This is a genomic window from Citrobacter sp. MGH100 (assembly GCF_001034465.1).
Classification (GTDB): domain Bacteria; phylum Pseudomonadota; class Gammaproteobacteria; order Enterobacterales; family Enterobacteriaceae; genus Citrobacter; species Citrobacter youngae.
Map to the genome: position 1 here is coordinate 130,568 of NZ_KQ089802.1, position 23,659 is coordinate 154,226.

Genomic DNA, 23,659 nt, shown 5'->3' on the forward strand with positions numbered 1-23,659 from the left:
CTTATGCCTCACCACCATTATGCTTCGCCTAAATAGGCGCGGATCACGTCCGGGTTGTTACGAATCTGCTCCGGTGTCCCGTTCGCCAGCGGCGTCCCCTGGTTCACCACGTAAATACGGTCTGAAATGCCCATCACCAGCTTCATGTCGTGCTCAATGAGCAGGATGGTGGTGTCGTGATGGTCGCGCAGCTCAGCAATCAGCTCATCCAGCTCTTTGGTTTCTTTCGGGTTAAGACCCGCAGCAGGTTCATCAAGCATCAGAATTTCCGGCTGAGTGACCATGCAACGGATAATCTCAAGACGGCGCTGGTCGCCATAGGCCAGGTTGCTCGCCTGTCGGTTAGCATGCTGCAGCAGGCCGATACGATCAAGCCAGGTGGCGGCGCGGTCCAGCGCTTCATCCTGCGCGCGGCGAAAAGCAGGGGTTTTTAGCAGCCCGGAGAAAACCCCAGCTTTCAGTTGCTGATGCTGCGCCACCAGCAGATTTTCAATCACCGTCATTTCGCGAAACAGACGCACGTGCTGGAAGGTACGCACCACGCCCATACGCGCAATTTGCTGGCCCGGCAGCCCTTCAAGGTGCTGGTCGCGCAGCTTAATCGTCCCGCCGGTCGGCTTATAGAACCCGGTCAGGCAGTTGAAGACCGTGGTTTTCCCCGCGCCGTTCGGGCCAATCAGGGAGACTATCTCTTTTTTATGCAAATCCAGAGACACATTGTTGACTGCCAGCAGGCCGCCAAAACGCATCATCAGGCCGCTAACCGATAATAATGGCTGACTCATGCCTGCTCTCCTTTTGCTTCCCCGTTTTTCAGCTTCAACTGTGGACGGGTCATCGGCAGCAAGCCCTGCGGACGCCAGATCATCATCAGTACCATTAAACCACCCAGCATTAACATGCTGTATTCATTGAAATCACGCATCAGCTCGCGTGACACCACCAGCAGGATGGCCGCCAGGATCACCGCAAACTGTGAGCCCATTCCGCCCAGTACCACAATCGCCAGCACAAAGGCCGACTCGGCAAAGGTGAAGGATTCCGGGCTGACAAAGCCCTGGCGCGCGGCAAACAACGTACCGGCAAAACCGGCGAACGCGGCGCTGATGGTAAAGGCGGTCAGCTTGATGCGCGTAGGGTTTAAGCCCAGTGAACGGCAGGCGATTTCATCTTCACGCAACGCTTCCCATGCACGGCCCAGCGGCATACGCAACAGGCGGTTGATGACAAACAGCGAGAAGACCACTAGCAGCAGCGCCACCAGGTAGAGGAAAATCACACGGTCAGAGGGATCGTATTTCACGCCAAAGAAGTTGCTGAAGGTATCCCAGCCGCCCTCACGGGCGCTACGGCTGAATTCAAGACCGAAAAAGGTCGGTTTCGGGATCTGGCTGATACCGTTCGGGCCACCGGTGACTTCAGTATTATTGAGCAACAGGATACGCACGATTTCGCCAAAGCCTAAGGTCACTATTGCCAGGTAGTCGCCGCGCAGACGCAGAACCGGGAAGCCAAGCAGGAATCCTGCCGCCGCCGATACCAATCCCGCCAGCGGCAAACAGGTCCAGAAACCAAGACCGTAATAGTGGTTCAGCAGCGCAAAGGTGTACGCACCAATGGCATAGAAGCCGCCATAGCCCAGCACCAGCAAGCCGGAAAGGCCGACCACCACGTTTAAACCGAGGCCAAGGATGATATAAATCATCGTCAGCGTGGCGATATCCACCGTGCCGCGCGACACCATAAACGGCCATGCGACAGCAATGACCAGCAGCGCCACCAGGAACAGCTTCTGTTTAACGGTGGAGCCGTCAATCGCCGGCAGGATAAACTTCGGCCCGGAGACGCTCTTCAGGCTCTTCTGGAAAACGGGACGCAGCAACTGGAAGAGGAAGACCACGCCAGTACCAATAAACACCCACTGCCAGCGGATATCCGCAGCGGTATCGACCACCAGCTTGGTACCGTCCAGCTCTAACTGAACGCCCATAAAGACGCCCGCCAGGACGAAGAACATGGCGGCAGAGAGCAGCGCCATTGCAAAATGCATCGGTTTCATACTTTCTCTACCTCCGGGCGACCCAGAATACCGGTCGGCATCACCAGCAGCACCAGAATCAGCAGCGCGAATGAAACGACGTCTTTGTATTCAGTACTCAGATAAGCAGAGGAGAGCGCTTCCGCGACACCCAGAATCAAGCCGCCGATCATCGCCCCAGGAATACTACCGATGCCGCCCAGTACCGCCGCAGTAAAGGCCTTCATCCCGGCCATAAAGCCAATATAGGGGTTAATTACGCCATAGAATTGACCGAGTAGCACGCCCGCTACCGCCGCCATTGCCGCGCCAATCACAAAGGTCAGCGCAATCACGCGATCGGTGTTGATGCCGAGCAGGCTGGCCATTTTCAGGTCTTCCGCGCAGGCACGGCAGGCGCGCCCCATACGGGAATAACGGATAAACAGCGTCAGCGCCAGCATCGCCAGGAAGGTTACAATCCAGATAACCAGCTGCATGGTGGTGATGGAAGCAGAGAAGTTTTCGCTACTGCCAACGGTCCACTGGCCATTAAACAGGCTGGGCAGTGCCACATCGCGCGAGCCTTCAGTGAGGCTGACGTAGTTTTGCAGGAAGATGGACATCCCGATAGCGGAAATTAGCGCAATCAGGCGCTTGGAGCTGCGCACGGGCCGATACGCCACGCGTTCAATGCTCCAGCCGTAGGCGCTGGCAATCACAATCGCGCCGACGAAGCCCGCCGCGACCAGTAGCCAACTGGAATCAATGCCCATCATCATTAGCGCGGCGATGATCATAAAGGAGACATAACTGCCGATCATATACACCTCGCCGTGGGCGAAGTTGATCATGCCGATAATGCCGTACACCATCGTGTAGCCGATGGCGATCAGCGCGTAGGTGCTTCCCAGCGTGACGCCGTTAAACATCTGCTGCAAGAAATAGAGGAACTGCTCGGACATAAGGTAACCTTTCTTAACCCGCCCGTTTTACACGGGCGGTGGGATAACTCGTCTTCAGGTATTACTTCGCGACGGTCGATGAACCGTCCGCATGCCACTGGAAGACACCAAACTCAAATCCCTTCAAATCGCCTTTTTCGTCCCATTTCAGCGGCCCAATCACGGTATCAGCCCCGTGTGCTTTCAGATCTTTCACCAGGTCCAGCGGCTCTTTGCTACCGCTACGATCCATTGCGGTCGCCAATGACTGGACTGCTGCATAAGTGATCCACACGTACGGTCCAGTTGGCTCTTTCTTGTCAGCTTTGAGCGCATCGACGATAGCTTTATTCGCCGGATCCTGGTCATAGCGTTTTGGCATGGTCACCAGCATGCCTTCAGCGGCATCACCGGCAATGTTAGACAGCGACGCATTGCCGACGCCCTCTGGTCCCATAAACTGGGTTTTCAGCCCGACGGAACGTGCCTGGCGCAGCATTTGCCCCATTTCCGGGTAGTAGCCGCCGTAATAAACAAAGTCGATATTTTCTTTTTTCAGGCGAGCGATCAGCGCAGAGAAATCTTTTTCCCCGGCGGTGATACCGTCAAAGAAAACGATGTTGGCTTTACCTGCTTTCAGGCTGTCCTGCACCGAACGCGCCAGGCCTTCACCGTACTGCTGTTTGTCATGAATGATGGCGATACGCTGTGGCTTCACCTGCTCCAGGATGTATTTCGCGGCAGTCGGCCCCTGAGAGGAGTCCAGACCCGCGGTGCGCATGATGTGCGCGTAACCACGCTGCGTCAGCTCCGGGTTAGTCGCGCCCGGAGAAATCATCAGAATGCCTTCGTCTTCGTAAATATCTGATGCCGGTTGAGTCGATGAAGAACACAGGTGGCCAATTACGTACTGAATGCCGTCGTTGACGATTTTGTTCGCGACGGCAACGGCCTGTTTCGGATCGCAGGCATCGTCATATTCCACGGCGACCAGCTTGTCGCCTTTGATCCCACCTTTGGCATTGATATCTTTAATCGCCTGACGTGCGCCATTAAATTCCATATCGCCCCACTGCGCGACCGGACCTGACATCGCGCCAACAACAGCGACCTTGATATCTTCCGCCATGACCGCGTGTGACATTGCCAGTGCTATCACCCCTGCGATGATTGTTTTCGCATTCCGTTTCATTACCTGAATCCCCATTCGTGACGTAATTAATATTTTGTATTTATGTGGTTAAAAAGCAGTCTGTGCTTTTTTTGAACTGCACTATTTTTACCAGTCTCATTAATGGTTTAGCGCAGTCATTTAAGCAAAATAAGGCTAAAATCTCTATTTTTCAGTCGATTAAGAAAAGATAATATTCTGCTTTTCACTATAGATAAACAAAAAAAAGCACGTTTGTCAGCATAAAATAACGGTACAAAGAGCGGAATAAAATGCTGCATTCCAGGGTATTATTCTGCCTGTTTTTCAATCTCTACGGTTTCAAACTGTCATTACTGTTGTTACAAAATTATTAATCTGGTTATTCACATAAAAAAGAGAAAGCATCCGGACGAATTATTTCGGTACACTCATTCCATCTTTTGTGATTTGGACATGCTGTTAATGAAGCTGACCATCGTTCGTTTAGAAAACTTCAGTGATCAGGATCTCATCGATCTTGGCAAAATCTGGCCGGAATATTCCGCCTCATCATTAAGCGTAGATGAAACGCACCGGATCTACGCCGCGCGCTTTAACGAGCGTCTGTTAGGCGCAATTCGCGTAACCCTGAGCGGCACACAAGGCGCATTGGATTCATTGCGCGTACGCGATATCACCCGCCGTCGCGGCGTCGGGCAGTATTTGATCGAAGAAGTGATCCGGGTAAACCCTGATGTGAGTTCATGGTGGATGGCCGACGTCGGCGTTGAAGACCGCAGCGTAATGGCCGCGTTTATGCAGGCGTTAGGGTTTACGGCCCAGGAAAATGGCTGGGAAAAAAGATAAAAAAGCCGGATGGCGCTGACGCTTATCCGGCCTACATGCTGGGAGAAAAAATAAAAAACCACCTCGCAATTTTCCAAGAATTTCGCGCTGCAGGAAGGCGGCAAGTTATGAAGTCCCCGGGAGCTTACAGAAGTAAGTGACCGGGGTTGAATAACGCAGCCAACACACCTGCGGCGCGAAAGGCGCCGGGAAAATTATTTGGCGTCGGTCGCCGTCCCGTTAGCATGCCAGTCAAACACGCCAAATTCGAAGCCTTTCAGGTCGCCCTTCGCATCCCATGACAGAGGCCCCATTACGGTTTCCACTGAGTTTGCTTTCAGGTATTTGGCAATTTCAGCCGGGTCGTCAGACTGGTTCAGACCGGCCTGCAAGGATTGCAGCGCGGCGTAGGTGGTCCATACGAATGCACCGCTCGGATCCTGTTTCTTGGCTTTGATCGCATCCACAATCGGTTTGTTTGCCGGAACCTGATCGTAGTTCTTCGGTTTCGTTACCAGTAAGCCTTCTGCAGACTCACCCGCGATGTTAGACAGCGACACGTTCGCTACCCCTTCAGGTCCCATAAACTGAGTTTTCAGACCCGCGGCGCGAGACTGGCGCAGGATCTGCCCCATTTCCGGATGGTAACCGCCGTAGTAAACGAAATCGATATTCTCTTTCTTCAAACGCGCCACCAGCGTAGAGAAATCTTTCTCACCGGCGGTGATCCCGTCAAAGAACACCACATCAGCGTTAGCCTTCTTGAGGTTGTCCTGCACGGAACGCGCCAGGCCTTCACCGTACTGCTGTTTGTCATGCACGATCGCAATGCGCTTCGGCTTCACTTTTTCAACGATATATTTGGCGGCCGTTGGGCCCTGATCGGAATCCAGACCAGTGGTACGTAACACCAGGTTATAGCCGCGTGCGGTCAGCTCTGGCGCCGTTGCCGCTGGGGTAATCATCAGAATGCCTTCGTCTTCATAGATATCTGACGCAGGCTGAGTGGAGGAAGAACACAGGTGGCCGATAACGTATTTAATCCCGTCGTTGACCACTTTGTTAGCAACCGCTACCGCTTGTTTCGGATCACAGGCATCGTCATATTTCACCATGACCAGTTTGTCGCCTTTCACGCCGCCTTTGGCATTGATATCTGCAATCGCCTGCTCTGCGCCAGTAAATTCCTGATCGCCATACTGCGCCACCGGGCCGGACATCGCGCCGACGACAGCAACTTTAATATCCTTAGCAAACGCCATATTGCTCAAAGACAGGGCGATACATCCTGCCAATAACGCTTTACCCTTCATATTCATCCTGACAATCCCCATTATTGTGGTTATTACGTGTGTTGTGATGTTGTTGTTCAGCACTTTATTTCGATTATTGGATAGCCACCCATGCTTTAGCAGCATACTCTGCTAAAACATACCCGATTTTTATTATTTTGGAATAGCTAAATTTGACATGCAGATAACAACTTGATGACAAAAAGCATAGAACGTCAGGAGAGAGCAGGAGAGATAAAAACAAAAAACCCCGGATTTTCATCCAGGGTTTATCAGCATTTTCAGTTTGGCAGAAAGTTTACGCTTCGATCGCCGCACGCAGTTTTTTCATCGCGTTCTTTTCAAGCTGACGAACACGTTCAGCGGAAACGCCGTAGCGATCGGCCAGTTCCTGCAACGTCGACTTGTTGTCTTCGTCCAGCCAGCGGGCACGAATGATGTCCTGGCTACGCTCGTCCAGACCTTCCATTGCGTGGGTCAGTTTGTTCGCGGCCTGATCTTCCCAGTTATCCTCTTCAATGCCATCAGCAAAGTTGGAGGATTTATCCTGCAGATACAGAACCGGAGCCATCGGCTGGCTGTCGGACTCGTCGTCCGAAGACATGTCAAACGTCATGTCCTGCGCCGCCATACGGGATTCCATTTCGCGCACGTCTTTGCTGGAAACACCCAGCTCGCGAGCAACCATTTCCACTTCATCCTGGTTAAACCAGCCCAGACGCTGCTTGGTTTTACGCAGGTTAAAGAACAGCTTACGCTGCGCTTTAGTGGTCGCGACTTTCACGATACGCCAGTTACGCAGAACGTATTCGTGGATCTCGGCTTTGATCCAATGCACGGCGAAGGAGACCAGGCGCACACCCACTTCCGGGTTGAAACGGCGCACGGCTTTCATCAGGCCGATATTACCTTCCTGAATCAGATCCGCCTGCGGCAGGCCATAGCCCGCGTAGTTACGAGCAACATGAACAACAAAGCGCAGGTGAGACAGGATCAGCGTTTTAGCTGCTTCCAGATCGCCCTGGTAATGCAGCTTTTCAGCCAGCGCCCGCTCCTCGTCAGCCGACAACATCGGCCACGCGTTCGCAGCCCGGATGTAAGACTCCAGGTTACCAACAGGGGCTAAAGCTAAATTTTGCATTTCTTTGGTCATTCAAATCCTCTCAATCTTTGTCATCTGGCGTTGGTAAAAACCAATAGCAACAACCATGCCAGAGCTTATGAGCAACGAGAATATCATTCAATCTTTTATCAGACAGTGATTTTATCCACAAGTTCCATGTCGTAATGTGTATAAATTACGCACAAAATGTGACATCACGATGAATGCGCCGGGAAGAGAAAACAGGGCTCTTTCCCTGCAGAGCGAACTACTCAGTGCAGGGAAAGATTATACCAGAGATTTTTTAATCGGGGGTAAAGTGGCGTAAATGTTGAACCGTGGCAAGCCAGGCTGCCACCCAGCCAATCATTGAGCATACCAGCAGGAGTAGCAAGCACTCATCGAATGATAAGCCGTTGATATCAAACTTCGTTCCGAAAACCTGTGCCACTTCAGTCACCGCTGATGACAGGCGCATCACCAAAATTTCTGACAAAATCAGTGAAAGAAATGCGCCGGAAAAACCCAGCAGCGCGCCGCCGTAAAGGAACGGACGCAGGATAAATCCATCCGTCGCACCAATCAGTTTCTGTACGTTAATGGTATCGCGACGCGCAAAAATGCTCAGACGCACGCTGTTACCGATGACGAGGAAGACCGCCGCCACCATCAACACGCCAATCATCGCGGAAACGCGTCCGACCAGGCCCGTTAACGCCGCCAGTCGTGCAAACCAGCTGTCATCCATGCGTACTTCATCGATACCGTTGATTTGTGCAATACGATCACGCAGCGTGTTCAGTGATTCCGTGCCCTGGAAATCCAGTTTCGGGATCACCACCGCCACGGCGGGCAACGGGTTCTCTTCCAGCATATCCAGCGCGCCGCCAAAGCCAGACCAGTTACGGAATTCGCCCAGCGCATCGTCACGGGAGAGGTAATTCACTTTCTCCACGCCCTGTTCGGCCTGTAACTGCCCCACCACACGTGCCGCCGCATCATCATCCAGCGTTTTTTGCAGATATACGGTGATCTGCGGGGACGGGTAATACTGGCTTGCCGCCTGGTTCACGTTCTTGTAGACCATGTAACAAACACTTGGCAACGTCAGTGAGATAGCGATAACCATCACCGTCAGAAATGTCGCCAGCGGTTTACTTTTCAGGTCCTGTAACGCGCCCTGGAACGCATAACGTACCTGCTCGTTAAAGACGTTGGTTTTACGCGAGTTCGGTTTTGGCGACGCTTTCGCACGTTTTGGCGCGTTGCGACCGCCATCACCCGGTGCGCCGCCCGATTTACGAAAGCGATCCAGTCGTCCACCGAACTGTTTGATTTGATTGATAGCGTCACGCCTATTCATGCGCCAGGCCTCCATGCAGGTGTCCGTCACTCAGGACAAGCTGGCGATAAGAACGACGGGAGATCAGCCCAATATCGTGCGTCGCCATTAATACCGTTACCCCGACGCGATTAAACTCTTCGAACAGACGCAGGATCCCTTCTGACAGCGCGTCATCCAGGTTCCCCGTCGGTTCATCCGCCAGCAGTACCGCAGGCTTGTTCACCACCGCGCGGGCGATGCCCACACGCTGCTGTTCACCGCCGGAGAGTTGAATCGGGAAGTTCTTCGCTTTGTCCAGCAGCCCGACCTTATCCAGCGCCGCTGACACGCGACGACGAATATCGTCCCCGCTGGCACCCGCAATGATCAGTGGGATTGCCACGTTGTCGAAGACGGTTCTGTCCATCAACAGGTGGTGATCCTGAAAAATCATGCCGATCTGGCGACGCAGAAACGGCACTTCACGGTTTTTCAAACGGCTGATGTCATGCCCGCTAAAGTAGATTTTCCCGGCGCTGGGCCGTTCAATTCCACAAATCAGCTTCAGCAGGGTACTTTTCCCCGCGCCGGAGTGGCCGGTCAGAAACGCCATCTCGCCAGGCTGCATATGGAATGTGACTCCCTGCAGCGCTTGTCTCCCACCGAGATAGGCCTTGCTGACATGTTCAAAGCGAATCATTGTTAATCCTCTCGGGCAAAAAGTGCCTCTATAAAATCGCCCGCTTTAAACGGACGTAAATCCTCGATACGTTCGCCCACACCGATATAGCGGATAGGGATACCAAACTGATCGGCAACCGAGAAAATGACCCCGCCTTTCGCCGTTCCGTCCAGCTTGGTCAGGGTGATACCGGTTAAACCCACCGCTTCATGGAACAGTTTGGCCTGGCTTATCGCATTCTGCCCGGTACTGGCATCGATAGTCAGCATAACTTCATGCGGCGCATCAACGTCCAGCTTCTTCATCACGCGAACGATTTTTTTCAATTCTTCCATCAGGTGCGATTTGTTCTGCAAACGCCCTGCGGTATCAGCGATCAGCACGTCTACGTTACGCGCTTTCGCCGCCTGAATGGCGTCAAAGATAACGGACGCAGAATCTGCGCCGGTGTGCTGAGCAATCACCGGAATATTGTTACGCTGACCCCATACCTGCAGCTGTTCTACCGCCGCCGCACGGAAAGTATCGCCCGCCGCCAGCATCACCGATTTACCCTGCTGCTCAAACTGACGCGCCAGCTTACCGATAGTGGTGGTTTTCCCCACACCGTTGACGCCAACCATTAAGATAACAAATGGTGTTTTGCCCTCAACATTCAGTGGTTCGTCAACCTTCGCCAGAATCTCACCCATCTCATCTTTCAGCAGGCCGTACAACGCTTCTGCATCTTTGAGCTGCTTGCGGCTGGCGCCTTCTGTCAGATTTGCAATGATCTTGCGGGTTGTTTCTACGCCCACATCGGCGATCAGCAGTTGCTCTTCCAACTCTTCAAACAGATCATCGTCGATCTTTTTACCACGGAACAGACTGATAAATCCGGAACCGAGGTTTTCTTTTGTTTTCAGCAGGCTGCGTTTCAGGCGCGCAAAGAAACCTTCTTTGGTCGGTTTTTCCTGCTCCTGAACCACCTCTTCTTCTGCCGATTCTTCTACAGCAGGTTCTTCTGGCAGCTCCACTATGACGGCTTCTTCAGCAGCCTCAGCGGCCAGCGCCTGCGCTTCCAGCTCTTCGTCGGTCAGTTGCGGTTCGTTTTCGGGTTCTTCTTCAACCGCCTCAACGATTTCTACGGTTTCCGCTTCGGCCTGCCACTCTTCGGCAGAAACGTCTTCGGCTTTCACCTCTTCCGGCAGCGGTAATTCTTCGTGTTCGATAACCACCGCCGCTGGCGTTTCCACTACAGTTTCAGCAACGGGTTCAACAACCGGCTCAATTTCCGGCTGCGCTTGTTCGGCAACAGGTTCTTCTTCCGGCTGCAGTTTCTCAATTTCCGCAACCTGTTCAGTGACTTCAACAACTTCAGCTGCAAAGGCTTGCGTTTCCGCCTCGCTACGGGTTTCCTCGACGTGCGGCTGTTCGTCAACGACGGTAGTTTCTTCAGCAACCGGTTGTTGTTCTTCGTTTTTTACTTCTGTCTCGTTTTCCGGTGCCTGCTCTTTTTGACCAAAGCCCAGCCAGGAAAAAAAGCCACGTTTTTTCTCTTTCGCCATTTGCGACTACACTCCCCCGCTGTTGCTTCATGGCACAGCGTCAACGCTATGTACATAGCAGCTAAAAAAATGATGAAATAGTCTATCACTTAACTTAACTCACATCACCGCCTGGAATGACATGCTATAGGCGGATTGAGCAATAATAGAAATGAAAAAACCGAATCACTCTGGCAGCGGACAGATCCGCATTATTGGCGGGCAATGGCGAGGCCGTAAACTCCCGGTTCCGGACAGCCCCGGACTGCGTCCGACCACCGACCGCGTACGCGAAACGCTGTTTAACTGGCTGGCCCCGGTGATGGTCGATGCCCGTTGCCTTGATTGCTTTGCCGGCAGCGGCGCGTTGGGTCTGGAAGCACTCTCCCGCTATGCGGCAGATGCCACGCTGCTGGAGATGGATCGCGCGGTATCTCAGCAGTTGCAAAAGAATCTCGCCACGCTGAAAGCACCCCATGCCCGCGTGGTCAACACCAATACCCTGACATTTTTGGCCCAGGCCGGTACGCCGCATAACGTGGTGTTTGTGGATCCGCCGTTTCGTAAAGGATTACTGGAAGAAACATTAACTCTTCTGGAAACTCGCGGCTGGCTGGCAAATGAAGCGTATATTTACGTGGAAAGCGAAGTCGAAAACGGCCTGCCGCCGGTTCCGGTTAACTGGTCGTTATACCGCGAAAAAGTGGCTGGGCAGGTTGCTTATCGTCTGTATCAACGTGAAGCACAAGGAGAGCAACATGCTGATTAATCTGGGACGTCTGTTGATGCTGTGTGTCTGGGCATTCCTGCTACTGAATATTTTTCAACCGTTCCCACGTCCGCTCAATATCTTCGTGAATGTGGCTCTGGTGTTTATGGTGCTGATGCACGGCATGCAGTTGGCGCTGCTGAAATCAACCATGCCGAAAGATGGCCCGCAAATGACCAGCGGCGAGAAAGTGCGTATTTTTCTGTTCGGCGTATTTGAACTGCTGGTATGGCAGAAGAAGATTAAAGACCAGTTGAAGAAGTAATGGTGCTCACTTTGCCTGGTATCGCATAGCGAGCCGGGACGACAAAACCAGGAGGCCGGATAAGGCGTAAACCGCCATCCGGCATCAGCCAAATGAAACCTTAGCGTTCAGCCGTAAAATCAACAAAACGCGAACCTTTGTAGCTCAGCGTGCCTTTATCCCCGACCGTTAGCGCATGGTACTGCTGGGCATCCAGACGAAACGTCTGCTCCAGGCCGCCGCTTTGCGGTTTGAAGCTGGCTTCATAGCGCATGCTGGTGCCCGCCGGGCTCACTTCCTGTTGACGGGAGCGTCGGTCGTTTAGCGGCTTTTCCCGCTTATTCGTCACCACCACCTGCTTTTGCACCAGCGGCGCGGCATCATTATCCGCTTTTTCACGTCGCTGCTGAACAAAGCGAAACGACGCTGCGACAACGATTAAGACAATGATAACAATGAAAAAAAGTGGTGGTTTGCTCATAGTATTAACCCATCAGAAAATGCGGAAATAAGCATACATTGCCCGTTATGGTGTTGTCATCTGGCAGTATCGACCTCTACACTGGACAGTAGAGCCGTGAGCACCCCGCTTACGAAAAAATAACGAATTCAAGGAACTAAGATGCTTTGGTCGTTTATCGCTGTCTGCCTTTCCGCATGGTTGTTCGTGGATGCTTCCTATCGTGGGCCTGCCTGGCAACGCTGGGTCTTTAAACCCCTGACGTTACTCCTGCTGGCGCTGCTGGCCTGGCAGGCGCCAATGTTTAACGCTATCAGTTACCTGGTACTGGCCGGCTTGCTGGCTTCACTGCTGGGCGACGCGCTGACGCTATTGCCGCGCCAACGCCTGCTGTACGCAGTTGGGGCATTCTTCCTGTCACACCTGCTGTATACCATTTACTTCGCCAGCCAAATGACGCTGTCGTTCTTCTGGCCTTTGCCGCTGGTACTGGTGGTGCTGGGGGCGTTGCTGATTGCTGTGATTTGGACGCGCCTGGAAGAGTTGCGCATCGCTATTTGTACCTTTATTGGCATCACACTGATGATGGTCTGGATGGCTGGCGAACTGTGGTTCTTCCGCCCGACCGCTCCGGCGCTGTCGGCATTTATGGGCGCATCGCTCCTGTTCATCGGCAATATTGTCTGGCTGGGTAGCCATTACCGTCGCCGCTTCCGCGCCGATAACGCCATTGCCGCCGCCTGCTACTTCGCCGGACATTTCCTGATTGTTCGTTCGTTGTATCTTTAAAATGCTTGACTCTGGAGTCGACTCCAGAGTGTATCCTCCGGTTAATACGAAATGATTATCAACCGGAGGATGCCATGTCGACACCTGATACCAGTGGCAAAAAAGCCCCACAATTCTCTTCTTTCAAGCCAGCGCCTGCGCCAAAGAAGGCTGATGACTGCTGCTGCGAAGGAACTTGCTCCACTACGCCACCCGTATCCGATACCGTACTAGGTACCCGTTATTCCTGGAAAGTGGCAGGTATGGACTGCGCGGCCTGCGCCCGAAAAGTAGAGAATGCGGTCCGCCAGGTCAGCGGAGTTAACCAGGTTCAGGTGCTGTTTGCCACCGAAAAACTGGTGGTCGACGCCGGTTCCGATATCCGCCAGCAAGTTGAAAATGCGGTGCAGAAAGCAGGCTATACCCTGCGTGATGAGCAGGCACCAGAAGAAGCCCCCGAATCGCGGTTTAAAGAAAACCTACCGCTGATTTCGCTGATTATCATGATGGCGATTAGCTGGGGGCTGGAGCAGTTCAATCATCCCTTCGGTCAGATAGCATTTATCGCCACCACGCTGGTCGGTCTGTACCCCATTGCCCGTCAGGCTCTGCGTCTGATGAAAACCGGCAGCTACTTTGCCATTGAAACATTAATGAGCGTGGCCGCCATCGGCGCACTGTTTATCGGCGCGACAGCGGAAGCCGCCATGGTACTGCTGCTGTTTTTAATCGGCGAGCGTCTGGAAGGATGGGCTGCCAGCCGTGCCCGTAAAGGGGTTAGCGCGCTGATGGCGCTCAAACCGGAAACCGCCACGCGCCTGCGTAACGGCGAGCGCGAAGAGGTGGCTATTAATACCCTCCGCCCTGGCGATGTTATCGAAGTGGCCGCGGGTGGGCGTTTACCTGCCGACGGCAAACTGGTCTCCGGCTTTGCCAGTTTTGATGAAAGCGCCCTGACCGGCGAATCGATCCCGGTTGAACGCGCCACCGGCGAGAAAGTCCCGGCAGGCGCCACCAGCGTGGATCGTCTGGTTACGCTGGAAGTGCTCTCCGAACCGGGCGCCAGCGCCATTGACCGTATTCTGAAGCTGATTGAAGAAGCGGATGAACGTCGCGCCCCCATTGAGCGTTTTATTGACCGTTTCAGCCGGATTTACACCCCAGCCATTATGGCGGTTGCGCTGCTGGTTACCCTTGTACCACCGCTACTGTTTGCCGCATCCTGGCAGGAGTGGATTTATAAAGGGCTGACGCTGCTGCTGATTGGCTGCCCATGTGCACTGGTAATTTCAACCCCCGCAGCCATTACCTCTGGTCTTGCCGCCGCGGCGCGTCGTGGCGCGCTAATCAAAGGCGGGGCCGCGCTGGAACAGTTGGGAAGAGTCACGCAGGTCGCGTTTGATAAAACGGGTACTCTGACCGTGGGTAAACCGCGCGTCACAGCGATTCACCCGGAGAGCGGTATTGGCGAGGCTGAACTGCTGGCGCTGGCGGCAGCGGTAGAGCAAGGCGCGACACACCCGCTGGCGCAGGCGATTGTTCGGGAAGCACAAACGCGCGAACTGGCTATACCTGTCGCGAAAGAACAGCGCGCATTAGTCGGATCTGGCATTGAAGCGCGGGTCGACGGCGAGCGCGTGCTGATTTGCGCCGCCGGTAAACAGCCTGCCGATGCCTTTGCCGGGCAGATAAGCGAGCTGGAAAGCGCGGGTCAAACGGTGGTGCTGGTGTTGCGTAACGATACTGTACTCGGCGTGCTGGCCTTACAGGACACGCTGCGCGACGATGCCCGCACCGCCATCAGCGAACTTAATCAGATTGGCGTGAAAGGGGTGATCCTGACTGGTGATAACCCACGTGCAGCGGCCGCCATTGCCGGTGAACTGGGCCTTGAATTCAAAGCGGGGCTATTGCCGGAAGATAAAGTGCAGGCAGTTTCCCATCTTAACCAACAGTCGCCGCTGGCGATGGTTGGCGACGGCATCAACGACGCTCCGGCGATGAAAGCAGCCACCATCGGTATTGCCATGGGGAGCGGAACCGACGTCGCGCTGGAAACCGCCGATGCCGCCCTGACCCACAACCGCCTGCGTGGTCTGGTGCAAATGATTCAACTGGCGCGGGCCACCCACGCCAATATTCGCCAGAACATTGCGATTGCGTTGGGTCTGAAGGGGATTTTCCTCGTCACCACGCTGCTCGGGATAACCGGACTGTGGCTGGCGGTGCTGGCAGATACGGGCGCGACGGTACTGGTGACTGCTAACGCGCTGCGGTTGTTACGTAAAGGATAGTTTTTGCCGGATGACGGCGTTGCCCTATCCGGCCTACGGGTTACACGTTCTTTGTTTGCCGGATAAGCGTTAGCGCCATCCGGCAAACAAAACTAGTGACCTTTACGCAGCAGATAGCGGTACGGCAGCGAGTCGGTCTCTTTAGCCACCAGCTCATGCTCCATAAAGGTACAGAAGCCAGGAATATCGCGGGTTGTTGCCGGATCGTCGGCGACAATCAGCAGTGTTTCACCGGCCTGCATGCCACGTACGGTTTTACGCACCATCATCACCGGTTCCGGGCAGCGCAGCCCCTGGGCATCAAGAGTATGGTCGGGAGAGGTAAACAGATCGCTCATCGTAGTCTCGTTCATTCAAAAACGGCGTTATTTTACGCTCTGTTGTGGCGTAAGCCAATCAGGTTAACGATTGCGTGAAAAACAACCATTGCAATGTGTTCTTAAAGCAGTATCATGCGACGGTTTTTTATTGGGTTCCCTCACCCCATCCAACAAAAAGGTCACAATATGACTCCGTTTACACAATCTCAGCGCGTAAAAGCGTTGTTCTGGCTATCGTTATTTCATCTGCTGGTGATCACCTCCAGCAACTATCTGGTGCAGCTACCGATCTCCATTTTTGGTTTCCATACCACATGGGGCGCGTTTAGCTTTCCGTTTATTTTCCTCGCCACCGACCTGACCGTGCGTATTTTTGGCGCGCCGTTGGCACGACGCATCATCTTTGCGGTGATGATCCCCGCGCTGCTGATCTCCTATGTCGTTTCATCCCTGTTTTATATGGGATCATGGCAGGGATTTGGCGCACTGCTGCACTTTAACCTGTTTGTCGCCCGTATCGCCGCCGCCAGCTTTATGGCTTACGCGCTGGGACAAATTCTGGATGTGCATGTCTTTAACCGCCTGCGTCAGAACCGTCGCTGGTGGCTGGCGCCAACGGCTTCCACGCTGTTTGGCAACATCAGCGATACGTTAGCCTTCTTCTTTATCGCCTTCTGGCGCAGCCCGGATGCCTTTATGGCCGAGCACTGGATGGAAATCGCGCTGGTCGATTACTGTTTCAAGGTGCTGATCAGCATTATTTTCTTCCTGCCGATGTACGGCGTGCTGCTGAATATGTTGCTGAAAAGGCTGGCAGATAAATCCGAAATCGCTGCATTGCAGACGAGTTAAAGGTTCATTTTCCGAGTTGTGATAAGATGGACGAATGAGCCGTTATGGCCGTTTATCGAAAGGAAGAAGTCAATGCGCAATCTGGTTAAATATGTCGGTATTGGCCTGCTGGTTATGGGGCTTGCGGCCTGTGATAATAGCGATACAAAAGCGCCAGCAGAGAAAGCTGCCGCAGAAAGTAACGCCACCGGACAACCGGTCAGCCTGCTCGACGGCAAACTCAGTTTTTCCCTGCCAGCGGATATGACCGATCAGAGCGGCAAGCTGGGCACTCAGGCGAACAATATGCACGTCTATTCTGACGCAACCGGCCAGAAAGCGGTGATTGTGATTGTTGGCGACAACACCAACGAAGACCTGGCTGTGCTGGCAAAACGTCTGGAAGATCAGCAGCGTAGCCGTGACCCGCAGTTGCAGGTCGTCACCAATAAATCCATTGAGCTGAAAGGCCACACGCTGCAGCAGTTAGACAGCATCATCTCGGCTAAAGGCCAGACCGCTTACTCTTCTGTGGTGTTGGGCAAAGTGGATAACCAACTGCTGACCCTGCAAATCACGCTGCCTGCTGACGATCAGCAAAAGGCGCAGACTACCGCAGAAAACATCATTAACACGCTGGTTATCCAGTAACGGTTAAGACGATGACGCGGCCTCCGGTGACACCACCTGAGGCCGTTTTTTTAACCGCCAGGTCAGCAATAACGCCACCGCCACCAGCCCTGCTGCCGCCAGATAGATAACCGGCACGCCCGCCCACGTCATTACCAGCCCAGCCAGCGGCCCGGTAACACCCAGCGATAAATCCATAAATACCGTGTAGGTCGCCAGCGCAGCGCCCTGGTTTTGCTGTGGGACCGCTTTTACCGCCACCACGCCCAGCGCCGGGAAAACCAGCGAGAACCCGGCCCCGGCCAGCAGAACACCAATTTTCGCCATCCACGGCATGGAAGCCATCCCGACCAGTAGCAACCCAACAATCTCGACGCTAAAGCAGATCATCGCCACATTCAGCCCGCCTAACCGGTTGATGCCATTTGGGAATAGCAGACGAGTACCGACAAACGTGCAGCTAAATAGCGTCAGCGCGAAAGCCGCGCCGTCCCAGCCTTTAGCGTCGTAAAACAGGGTAATAAACGTGGCGATCACCCCAAAGCCGGCCGAGGCCAGCGCCAGCGCCATGCCGTACAACCAGACGCGTCCGAGCACCGCGCGAAACGGCAACGGTTTGCCTTTGCTGGCCTTTACCGCCGGACGAGGGAGCGCCAGCAATATTGCCAGCAGCGCCACGCCCATTACCGTCAGCGCCAGCCCCTGTAAGCCACCCCAGGCATAAAACAGTACGCCCAGCGGGGCGCCAATCGCCATCGCGCCATAAGTGACAATACCGTTCCATGAAATCACCCGTCCAATGTGCATTGAACCCACAACCCCTACGCCCCACAGCGTAGAGCCAGTCCCGGCAAAGCTTTGCCCGATCCCAAGGATCACGCGACCCAGGCATAGCAGCAGCAGACTGGCCAACGGCCAGCCGTTCGTTGAGCCCGCCAGTAAATAGCCCAGACCACTTAAAAAACAGCCGCACAGTCCGAATACCACAATCTTTTTCGGCCCCAGCAAATCGGCATAGCGACCAGCATGCGGACGGCTCAGCAGCGTAGCGAAATATTGCAGGCTGATGACCAGTCCAGCCCAAAAGGCGCTGAATCCCATCACATCATGGACGTAGCCCGGCAATACCGCGAGCGGCAGGCCGATGGTCAGATAGCTGGCGAAGTTAAACATCACCACGGAGACAATGCGCAGATTAAGGCGTAAACCGCTCAGCGTCGGTTCAGCGACGGGTTCGGGCATGGAGGGTCACCACATATTCACAACAGTGTTTCATTTCTACCATGTTGCAGCCCAGAAATCAGTAACCAGATTAGGAATATCGGCAGCAAGCCAGCCGCTACACTTAATGCAAAAATGCACACAGGAAGAAGACATGACAACCATTCAGCCTGACAAAACAGGTTTGCACATTTTACTTAAACTGGCCGCGCTGGTGGTGATCCTCGCCGGTATTCATGCCGCGGCGGATATCATTGTGCAACTGCTGCTGGCTCTCTTTTTTGCCATTGTGTTGAATCCGCTGGTCACCTGGTTTATTCGCCGGGGAGTACGTCGCCCGGTTGCCATTACGCTCGTAGTGGTGGTCATGCTGTTCGTCCTCACGGCACTGATCGGCGTTCTGGCGTCTTCGATCACGGAATTCATGGCTATGCTACCCAAATACAATAAGGAGCTGACGCGCAAAGTCCTGTATCTGCAAGAGATGGTGCCCTTTCTGAATTTGCATATGTCGCCAGAGCGCATCCTGCAACGTATCGATTCCGATAAACTCATGACCTTCACCACCACACTGATGACCAGCCTCTCTGGCGCCATGGCCAGCGTCGTTCTGCTGGTGATGACGGTCGTCTTTATGCTGTTTGAGGTGCGCCATGTTCCTTATAAGCTGCGCTTTGCGCTGAACAACCCACAAATCCATATTGCAGGGCTGCATCGGGCGCTCAAGGGCGTATCTCACTATCTGGCACTGAAAACGTTGCTCAGCCTATGGACTGGCGCTATCGTCTGGCTGGGACTGGCGCTGATGGGGATTCAGTTTGCTCTGATGTGGGGCGTGCTGGCCTTCCTGCTCAATTATGTGCCCAATATAGGCTCGGTTATTTCCGCCGTGCCGCCCATGATTCAGGCGCTGCTGTTCAACGGCATTTACGAATGCGTACTGGTCGGCGCGCTGTTTCTGGTGGTGCATATGGTGATTGGCAATATCCTCGAGCCGCGCATGATGGGGCATCGCCTGGGATTATCGACGCTAATCGTCTTCCTCTCTCTGTTGGTATGGGGATGGCTGCTCGGCCCGGTAGGCATGCTGCTCTCTGTGCCGTTAACCAGCGTGTGTAAAATCTGGATGGAAACCACCACTGGTGGCAGCAAACTGGCCATTTTGCTGGGTCCCGGCAGACCCAAAAGTCGGCTACCCTGAAAAACTACCAACCGAGGTAGTTTTTATCTTTTTATATGCCCGTTAAACTGATATCCATACAGGTATATATCGCAATTTATCTTAAATAAAGAGTGAAAAGGATTTCATTTTTTAATAAAGAAAATACATAAGTCAACGTACGGATGTCTTTGCCAAACCACATAAGAATAATGAATCCCCCCACAGCATTTAACTCAAACTATCTGCCTATATTTAAAGGTTATTTTATTTGATACGTTTTATCTAAAAATCTATACTTCTCGCCGATGATTACGCTGAAAAATTTCCGTTGAAGAAAGTCACCGAATATTACCATCCGGCAACCTCATCGCCTTGCTATCGGACACGTGAAATAAGATGCTGATTTAGCTTAAATAAAATCACGGGAGCTGCAGGGTGATCATTATTTCGAAGCTTATTATTAAACACGTATAAACAGTACTTTGAGAGGGAGTTTTAATGAAACAGTATATTAAGTGGTTTGCGGCCATTGCCGTTGTCGGTGCGCTGGCGGGATGTGCACGTACTGCGCCGATCGATCAAGTTCACACCAGCGTAAGCGCGGGGCACACTCAGGATCAGGTTAAAACCGCCATTCTGAAAGCGGGCATTCAACGCCAATGGGTCATGTCTGAAGCCGGTCCTGGTGTCATTAAAGCACGCCAACAAACCCGCGATCATGTGGCTGAAGTCCGTATCACCTATACCGCCACCAGCTATGACATTAAATACGACAGCAGCCTTAACCTGCAGGCTTCTGGTGGAAAAATTCATAAAAACTACAACCGCTGGGTACGCAATCTGGATAAAGACATCCAGCTCAATCTGTCAGCCGGTGCCAATCTGTAATTACGCCTAAAGTCGGGCCGAAAAGGCCCGATACTCTTACTCTCTGCCATTTAACAGGTTGTCCCCACATGTACGAACAGGATTCGCTTAGCGCACTGGATGCCATTACTGAAGCACAACGTATCGCCTTTGCCCCTATGCTTTTTCAAACCGCGTTGTGTCTGCGAAATGCGGGAGTACTCACCTGGCTGGACAAGCAAGGTAAACGCGGCGCCACGCTCGACGAAATTACCGAAAACAGCACCATCAACGAATATGCCGCCAGCATCCTGTTGGATATGGGGTTAAGTGGGCGAATTATTACCCACAAAGAAGGATATTATTACCTCGCTAAAGTCGGCCACTTCCTTTTACATGACACGATGACGCGTGTGAATATGGATTTCACCCAGGATGTTTGTTATCAGGGACTGTTCTATCTGGAGAATGCGCTGAAAGAAGGGAAGCCCGCGGGATTAAAAATTTTTGGCGACTGGCCAACAATCTATCCTGCACTGTCGCAATTACCCCTGGCTGCGCGTGAAAGTTGGTTCGCTTTCGATCATTACTATTCAGATGGCGCATTTGATGCCGCATTGCCATATGTATTCGCCAGCGCCCCTGCAACCCTGTACGATATCGGCGGAAATACCGGGAAATGGGCATTACGTTGTTGTCAACATGATGACAATATTGCAGTCACTCTATTAGATTTGCCGCAACAAATTGCACTTGCCCGCGAAAATATCGAAAATACGGGATTATCCCATCGCATAAATTTCCATGCTGTGGATATGCTTAGCGACTCGCCTTTACCCGCAGAGGCAGATATCTGGTGGATGAGCCAATTTCTGGACTGTTTTTCCCCGGAACAAATTATCGCCATTCTGAGCAACATTGCTCGGGTGATGAAACCGGGCGCGAAGCTGTGCATTATGGAACTGTTTTGGGATGCCCAAAAATTTGAAGCGGCCTCATTTAGCCTGAATGCGTCTTCGCTTTATTTTACCTGTATGGCGAATGGCAACAGCCGCTTCTACAGCGTAGAGAAGTTTTATCACTATCTGAATCAGGCAGGTTTTCAGGTAGATGAACGCCACGACAACTTAGGTGTTGGACATACTTTATTGATATGTCAGAAGAAAAAATAAGAAACAATCGGAACAACCGATTTACCGCGGATACGCGTTGATGAAATTTGCTTTCAACATTATCGACTGGCAGGCCAAGGCGCCAGGATTAAGCGAAACAGAACAGTGGCATGAATGGTCACGGTTTTCGCACGCCATCGATCCCACCGCGCCATTGGCTAAACTCAGCGAGTTACCGATGATGACGGCTCGCCGCCTCAGCTCCGGTAGCAAACTGGCCGTTGATTGCGGGCTGGCGATGCTACGCCGTCATGATATCGATGCCGTGTTGTACACCAGCCGCCATGGTGAGCTGGAGCGTAACTACAGGATCCTGCACGCCCTGGCGACTGAGCAGGCTCTCTCACCAACCGATTTCGCCCTCTCTGTGCATAATTCTGCTGTGGGAAACCTGACCATCGCCGCGAAAAAGCCGATTGTCTCCTCCTCGCTTTCCGCTGGCAGGGATACGTTCCAGCAGGGGCTATGCGAAGTCATCGGGCTGTTGCAGGCGGGATATCAGCGCGTATTGATGGTCGATTTCGACGGTTTTCTGCCCGAGTTTTATCATCCACAGTTGCCGCCTGATATGCCGACATGGCCGTTTGCCGTCGCGCTGGTTATTGAATCCGGTGATCGCTGGCAATGCGAAACCCGTCCACACTGCGCGCAAGGTGAGACGCCATTGCCACAAAGCCTGTTGTTTTTACAACATTATTTGCAAGATACCGCGGCGTTTACCCTGCCAGGCGAGCGCGTACAGTGGCAGTGGAGTCAGGGATGAACACGATTTTCCTGCGGCTTAATTGGGTATGGCGACTGGTGATGACCGGTTTTTGCTTTGCCCTGTTTGGCCTCGGTGGACTGCTCCTTTCTACTGTCTGGTTTAACGTATTGCTCATCGCAGTATGGGATAAAGCCCGACGTCGGCGTATCGCCAGACGCAGCATTGCTGCCAGTTTTCGCCTCTTTTTAACGGTGGCGAAGCGACTTGGCGTGCTGGATTACCAGATTGCAGGACGAGACATTTTACGCAACGAACAAGGGTGCCTGGTCGTCGCCAATCATCCGACGCTCATTGACTACGTGCTACTGGCCTCGGTCATGCCAGAAACCGACTGTCTGGTGAAAAGCGCATTACTAAAAAACCCGTTTCTTGGCGGCGTGGTCCGGGCAGCAGATTATCTGATTAACAGTCAGGCTGATGCGCTGTTACCCGCGTGCCAGCAACGTCTGGAACAAGGCGATACCATTTTAATTTTCCCCGAGGGAACCCGTACACGCCCCGGAGAGGAAATGACGTTACAGCGTGGTGCGGCGAATATCGCCGTACGCTGCAGCAGCGATTTACGCATCGTAACCATAAACTGCAGCGAACAAATGCTGGATAAAGAAAGCAAATGGTACGACGTCCCATCGATAAAGCCCATGTTTACCGTTTCAGTACACGAACGGGTTAAGATCGACCAATTTTACGACGCAAATTCACAAGAACCGGCGCTGGCCGCAAGGCAGTTGAACCGGCATCTTTTGCTTCAATTACAACCAGGTACTTTACCTCTTTCAGGAATTAATGATGCAAGCGCTTTATCTTGAAATCAAAAATCTCATTATAACGACATTGAATCTCGACGAACTGACAGCTGACGATATTGATACCGAAGCGGCACTCTTTGGCGATGGATTAGGTCTGGACTCAATCGACGCCCTGGAGCTTGGGCTGGCGGTGAAAAACGAGTATGGCGTGGTCCTCTCAGCAGAGAGCGAAGAAATGCGCCAGCACTTCTTCTCCGTCGCCACGCTGGCATCGTTCATTCACGCGCAACGTGCCTGAGGATAGTCCGTTATGACCGAACAAAAAGCCATTTACGAAGAAGTCTCATCACTGCTGGTCAAGCTATTTGAAGTCGACCCGCAGGACATTAAGCCTGAGGCGCGCCTGTACGAAGATCTGGAACTCGACAGCATCGACGCCGTCGACATGATCGTGCATCTGCAAAAGAAAACCGGTAAGAAAATTAAACCGGAAGAGTTCAAAGCAGTACGCACCGTACAAGATGTCGTCGACGCGGTAGAACGCCTTCTCAAAGAAGCGTAA

The 23,659-nt window shown here is 53.1% G+C and carries 26 protein-coding genes and 1 pseudogene; 15 read left to right on the plus strand and 12 right to left on the minus strand.

Annotated features, from left to right (window positions below):
- Window positions 1–17: 17 nt before the first annotated feature.
- From livG to livK, 4 genes are all read right to left on the minus strand, one after another.
- The gene (gene livG / locus SK32_RS18510; RefSeq protein WP_048213581.1) at window positions 18–785 is read right to left on the minus strand and encodes a high-affinity branched-chain amino acid ABC transporter ATP-binding protein LivG; all 768 of its coding nucleotides are present in this window, start codon (window positions 783–785) and stop codon (window positions 18–20) included.
- Window positions 782–2,059: a branched chain amino acid ABC transporter permease LivM gene (gene livM, locus SK32_RS18515; RefSeq protein ID WP_048213582.1), complete on the minus strand. Its 1,278-nt coding sequence runs from the start codon at window positions 2,057–2,059 to the stop codon at window positions 782–784. The genes livG and livM overlap by 4 nt, the downstream gene beginning before the upstream one ends.
- A complete protein-coding gene (livH, locus tag SK32_RS18520) occupies window positions 2,056–2,982 on the minus strand; it encodes a high-affinity branched-chain amino acid ABC transporter permease LivH (protein WP_003023435.1) in 927 nt (308 codons plus the stop codon). The genes livM and livH overlap by 4 nt, the downstream gene beginning before the upstream one ends.
- A 61-nt stretch (window positions 2,983–3,043) precedes the next feature.
- Entirely contained in the window at window positions 3,044–4,153 is a 1,110-nt protein-coding gene (gene livK / locus SK32_RS18525) for a high-affinity branched-chain amino acid ABC transporter substrate-binding protein LivK (RefSeq protein WP_048213583.1), read from the minus strand.
- 423 nt (window positions 4,154–4,576) lie between these two features.
- On the opposite strand from livK, the gene panM reads away from it, so the two are divergent.
- Complete coding sequence (gene panM, locus SK32_RS18530; RefSeq protein ID WP_048213802.1) at window positions 4,577–4,960, plus strand: aspartate 1-decarboxylase autocleavage activator PanM; 384 nt, start codon at window positions 4,577–4,579, stop codon at window positions 4,958–4,960.
- Window positions 4,945–5,071, plus strand: a pseudogene (locus tag SK32_RS26090) (hypothetical protein). The gene panM and the pseudogene SK32_RS26090 overlap by 16 nt, the downstream one beginning before the upstream one ends.
- Before the next feature lie 83 nt (window positions 5,072–5,154).
- On the opposite strand, the gene livJ reads toward SK32_RS26090, so the two are convergent.
- The 5 genes from livJ to ftsY form a co-directional block, all read right to left on the minus strand.
- Window positions 5,155–6,258, minus strand: a complete 1,104-nt coding sequence (gene livJ, locus SK32_RS18535) for a branched chain amino acid ABC transporter substrate-binding protein LivJ (protein WP_140168316.1) — start codon at window positions 6,256–6,258, stop codon at window positions 5,155–5,157.
- Window positions 6,259–6,529: 271 nt separating this feature from the next.
- Complete coding sequence (rpoH, locus tag SK32_RS18540; protein WP_003023425.1) at window positions 6,530–7,384, minus strand: RNA polymerase sigma factor RpoH; 855 nt, start codon at window positions 7,382–7,384, stop codon at window positions 6,530–6,532.
- A gap of 253 nt (window positions 7,385–7,637) precedes the next feature.
- Window positions 7,638–8,696 (minus strand): permease-like cell division protein FtsX, encoded by a 1,059-nt coding sequence (gene ftsX / locus SK32_RS18545; RefSeq protein ID WP_048213585.1) that lies wholly within the window; start codon window positions 8,694–8,696, stop codon window positions 7,638–7,640.
- Window positions 8,689–9,357 carry a cell division ATP-binding protein FtsE gene (gene ftsE, locus SK32_RS18550; protein ID WP_006687468.1) on the minus strand — a complete coding sequence of 223 codons (669 nt, stop codon included), beginning with the start codon at window positions 9,355–9,357 and terminating at the stop codon, window positions 8,689–8,691. Before ftsE ends, ftsX begins: the two co-directional genes overlap by 8 nt.
- Before the next feature lie 2 nt (window positions 9,358–9,359).
- Window positions 9,360–10,886: a signal recognition particle-docking protein FtsY gene (gene ftsY, locus SK32_RS18555; protein WP_048213586.1), complete on the minus strand. Its 1,527-nt coding sequence runs from the start codon at window positions 10,884–10,886 to the stop codon at window positions 9,360–9,362.
- Between the two features lie 151 nt (window positions 10,887–11,037).
- Between ftsY and rsmD the strand changes: the two genes are divergently transcribed.
- Both rsmD and SK32_RS18565 read left to right on the plus strand, forming a co-directional pair.
- Complete coding sequence (gene rsmD, locus SK32_RS18560; protein ID WP_048213587.1) at window positions 11,038–11,634, plus strand: 16S rRNA (guanine(966)-N(2))-methyltransferase; 597 nt, start codon at window positions 11,038–11,040, stop codon at window positions 11,632–11,634.
- Window positions 11,624–11,899 carry a DUF1145 family protein gene (locus SK32_RS18565; protein WP_048213588.1) on the plus strand — a complete coding sequence of 92 codons (276 nt, stop codon included), beginning with the start codon at window positions 11,624–11,626 and terminating at the stop codon, window positions 11,897–11,899. Before rsmD ends, SK32_RS18565 begins: the two co-directional genes overlap by 11 nt.
- A gap of 100 nt (window positions 11,900–11,999) precedes the next feature.
- Here the strand turns inward: SK32_RS18565 and SK32_RS18570 are convergent, their stop codons facing one another.
- Window positions 12,000–12,359 carry a DUF2500 domain-containing protein gene (locus tag SK32_RS18570; RefSeq protein WP_048213589.1) on the minus strand — a complete coding sequence of 120 codons (360 nt, stop codon included), beginning with the start codon at window positions 12,357–12,359 and terminating at the stop codon, window positions 12,000–12,002.
- A gap of 141 nt (window positions 12,360–12,500) precedes the next feature.
- Here SK32_RS18570 and SK32_RS18575 point away from each other — a divergent pair, with 141 nt between their 5' ends.
- Window positions 12,501–13,127 carry a lysoplasmalogenase gene (locus tag SK32_RS18575; protein WP_016151123.1) on the plus strand — a complete coding sequence of 209 codons (627 nt, stop codon included), beginning with the start codon at window positions 12,501–12,503 and terminating at the stop codon, window positions 13,125–13,127.
- 74 nt (window positions 13,128–13,201) lie between these two features.
- A complete protein-coding gene (gene zntA, locus SK32_RS18580; protein WP_048213590.1) occupies window positions 13,202–15,400 on the plus strand; it encodes a Zn(II)/Cd(II)/Pb(II) translocating P-type ATPase ZntA in 2,199 nt (732 codons plus the stop codon).
- 92 nt (window positions 15,401–15,492) lie between these two features.
- Here the strand turns inward: zntA and tusA are convergent, their stop codons facing one another.
- The gene (gene tusA, locus SK32_RS18585; RefSeq protein ID WP_003023404.1) at window positions 15,493–15,738 is read right to left on the minus strand and encodes a sulfurtransferase TusA; all 246 of its coding nucleotides are present in this window, start codon (window positions 15,736–15,738) and stop codon (window positions 15,493–15,495) included.
- A gap of 168 nt (window positions 15,739–15,906) precedes the next feature.
- Here tusA and SK32_RS18590 point away from each other — a divergent pair, with 168 nt between their 5' ends.
- Together SK32_RS18590 and SK32_RS18595 are read left to right on the plus strand one after the other, a co-directional pair.
- On the plus strand, window positions 15,907–16,572 hold the full coding sequence (locus SK32_RS18590) for a 7-cyano-7-deazaguanine/7-aminomethyl-7-deazaguanine transporter (RefSeq protein ID WP_016154846.1): 666 nt from the start codon (window positions 15,907–15,909) through the stop codon (window positions 16,570–16,572).
- Window positions 16,573–16,644: 72 nt separating this feature from the next.
- Window positions 16,645–17,202, plus strand: coding sequence for a DcrB family lipoprotein (locus SK32_RS18595; protein WP_048213591.1), 558 nt, complete (start codon window positions 16,645–16,647; stop codon window positions 17,200–17,202).
- Window positions 17,203–17,205: 3 nt separating this feature from the next.
- Here the strand turns inward: SK32_RS18595 and SK32_RS18600 are convergent, their stop codons facing one another.
- Window positions 17,206–18,423 (minus strand): MFS transporter, encoded by a 1,218-nt coding sequence (locus SK32_RS18600; RefSeq protein ID WP_003827545.1) that lies wholly within the window; start codon window positions 18,421–18,423, stop codon window positions 17,206–17,208.
- 133 nt (window positions 18,424–18,556) lie between these two features.
- Between SK32_RS18600 and SK32_RS18605 the strand changes: the two genes are divergently transcribed.
- The 7 genes from SK32_RS18605 (at window position 18,557) to SK32_RS18635 (ending at window position 23,659) form a co-directional block, all read left to right on the plus strand.
- Entirely contained in the window at window positions 18,557–19,603 is a 1,047-nt protein-coding gene (locus SK32_RS18605) for an AI-2E family transporter (protein ID WP_048213592.1), read from the plus strand.
- A 471-nt stretch (window positions 19,604–20,074) separates the two neighbouring features.
- Window positions 20,075–20,452 (plus strand): hypothetical protein, encoded by a 378-nt coding sequence (locus SK32_RS18610; protein WP_122973906.1) that lies wholly within the window; start codon window positions 20,075–20,077, stop codon window positions 20,450–20,452.
- 68 nt (window positions 20,453–20,520) lie between these two features.
- On the plus strand, window positions 20,521–21,582 hold the full coding sequence (locus tag SK32_RS18615) for a class I SAM-dependent methyltransferase (RefSeq protein ID WP_048213593.1): 1,062 nt from the start codon (window positions 20,521–20,523) through the stop codon (window positions 21,580–21,582).
- 40 nt (window positions 21,583–21,622) lie between these two features.
- Window positions 21,623–22,345: a beta-ketoacyl synthase chain length factor gene (locus SK32_RS18620; protein ID WP_048213594.1), complete on the plus strand. Its 723-nt coding sequence runs from the start codon at window positions 21,623–21,625 to the stop codon at window positions 22,343–22,345.
- Window positions 22,342–23,157: a lysophospholipid acyltransferase family protein gene (locus tag SK32_RS18625; protein WP_048213595.1), complete on the plus strand. Its 816-nt coding sequence runs from the start codon at window positions 22,342–22,344 to the stop codon at window positions 23,155–23,157. The genes SK32_RS18620 and SK32_RS18625 overlap by 4 nt, the downstream gene beginning before the upstream one ends.
- Window positions 23,138–23,395 (plus strand): phosphopantetheine-binding protein, encoded by a 258-nt coding sequence (locus tag SK32_RS18630; protein ID WP_048213596.1) that lies wholly within the window; start codon window positions 23,138–23,140, stop codon window positions 23,393–23,395. Before SK32_RS18625 ends, SK32_RS18630 begins: the two co-directional genes overlap by 20 nt.
- Window positions 23,396–23,407: 12 nt before the next feature.
- Window positions 23,408–23,659, plus strand: a complete 252-nt coding sequence (locus tag SK32_RS18635) for an acyl carrier protein (protein WP_005121566.1) — start codon at window positions 23,408–23,410, stop codon at window positions 23,657–23,659.

What these genes read in the sequence shown, in the direction of transcription:
- SK32_RS18570 (WP_048213589.1), bottom strand. Translation starts at nt 12,359, where the DNA reads ATGAGCAAACCACCACTTTTTTTCATTGTTATCATTGTCTTAATCGTT.
- SK32_RS18565 (WP_048213588.1), top strand. Translation starts at nt 11,624, where the DNA reads ATGCTGATTAATCTGGGACGTCTGTTGATGCTGTGTGTCTGGGCATTC.
- SK32_RS18620 (WP_048213594.1), top strand. Translation starts at nt 21,623, where the DNA reads ATGAAATTTGCTTTCAACATTATCGACTGGCAGGCCAAGGCGCCAGGA.
- SK32_RS18575 (WP_016151123.1), top strand. Translation starts at nt 12,501, where the DNA reads ATGCTTTGGTCGTTTATCGCTGTCTGCCTTTCCGCATGGTTGTTCGTG.
- zntA (WP_048213590.1), top strand. Translation starts at nt 13,202, where the DNA reads ATGTCGACACCTGATACCAGTGGCAAAAAAGCCCCACAATTCTCTTCT.
- SK32_RS18615 (WP_048213593.1), top strand. Translation starts at nt 20,521, where the DNA reads ATGTACGAACAGGATTCGCTTAGCGCACTGGATGCCATTACTGAAGCA.
- panM (WP_048213802.1), top strand. Translation starts at nt 4,577, where the DNA reads ATGAAGCTGACCATCGTTCGTTTAGAAAACTTCAGTGATCAGGATCTC.
- tusA (WP_003023404.1), bottom strand. Translation starts at nt 15,738, where the DNA reads ATGAGCGATCTGTTTACCTCTCCCGACCATACTCTTGATGCCCAGGGG.
- SK32_RS18605 (WP_048213592.1), top strand. Translation starts at nt 18,557, where the DNA reads ATGACAACCATTCAGCCTGACAAAACAGGTTTGCACATTTTACTTAAA.
- rpoH (WP_003023425.1), bottom strand. Translation starts at nt 7,384, where the DNA reads ATGACCAAAGAAATGCAAAATTTAGCTTTAGCCCCTGTTGGTAACCTG.
- SK32_RS18595 (WP_048213591.1), top strand. Translation starts at nt 16,645, where the DNA reads ATGCGCAATCTGGTTAAATATGTCGGTATTGGCCTGCTGGTTATGGGG.
- SK32_RS18600 (WP_003827545.1), bottom strand. Translation starts at nt 18,423, where the DNA reads ATGCCCGAACCCGTCGCTGAACCGACGCTGAGCGGTTTACGCCTTAAT.
- rsmD (WP_048213587.1), top strand. Translation starts at nt 11,038, where the DNA reads ATGAAAAAACCGAATCACTCTGGCAGCGGACAGATCCGCATTATTGGC.
- SK32_RS18635 (WP_005121566.1), top strand. Translation starts at nt 23,408, where the DNA reads ATGACCGAACAAAAAGCCATTTACGAAGAAGTCTCATCACTGCTGGTC.
- ftsE (WP_006687468.1), bottom strand. Translation starts at nt 9,357, where the DNA reads ATGATTCGCTTTGAACATGTCAGCAAGGCCTATCTCGGTGGGAGACAA.
- SK32_RS18590 (WP_016154846.1), top strand. Translation starts at nt 15,907, where the DNA reads ATGACTCCGTTTACACAATCTCAGCGCGTAAAAGCGTTGTTCTGGCTA.
- SK32_RS18625 (WP_048213595.1), top strand. Translation starts at nt 22,342, where the DNA reads ATGAACACGATTTTCCTGCGGCTTAATTGGGTATGGCGACTGGTGATG.
- SK32_RS18630 (WP_048213596.1), top strand. Translation starts at nt 23,138, where the DNA reads ATGCAAGCGCTTTATCTTGAAATCAAAAATCTCATTATAACGACATTG.
- livG (WP_048213581.1), bottom strand. Translation starts at nt 785, where the DNA reads ATGAGTCAGCCATTATTATCGGTTAGCGGCCTGATGATGCGTTTTGGC.
- ftsX (WP_048213585.1), bottom strand. Translation starts at nt 8,696, where the DNA reads ATGAATAGGCGTGACGCTATCAATCAAATCAAACAGTTCGGTGGACGA.
- ftsY (WP_048213586.1), bottom strand. Translation starts at nt 10,886, where the DNA reads ATGGCGAAAGAGAAAAAACGTGGCTTTTTTTCCTGGCTGGGCTTTGGT.
- livH (WP_003023435.1), bottom strand. Translation starts at nt 2,982, where the DNA reads ATGTCCGAGCAGTTCCTCTATTTCTTGCAGCAGATGTTTAACGGCGTC.
- livK (WP_048213583.1), bottom strand. Translation starts at nt 4,153, where the DNA reads ATGAAACGGAATGCGAAAACAATCATCGCAGGGGTGATAGCACTGGCA.
- livJ (WP_140168316.1), bottom strand. Translation starts at nt 6,258, where the DNA reads ATGAATATGAAGGGTAAAGCGTTATTGGCAGGATGTATCGCCCTGTCT.
- livM (WP_048213582.1), bottom strand. Translation starts at nt 2,059, where the DNA reads ATGAAACCGATGCATTTTGCAATGGCGCTGCTCTCTGCCGCCATGTTC.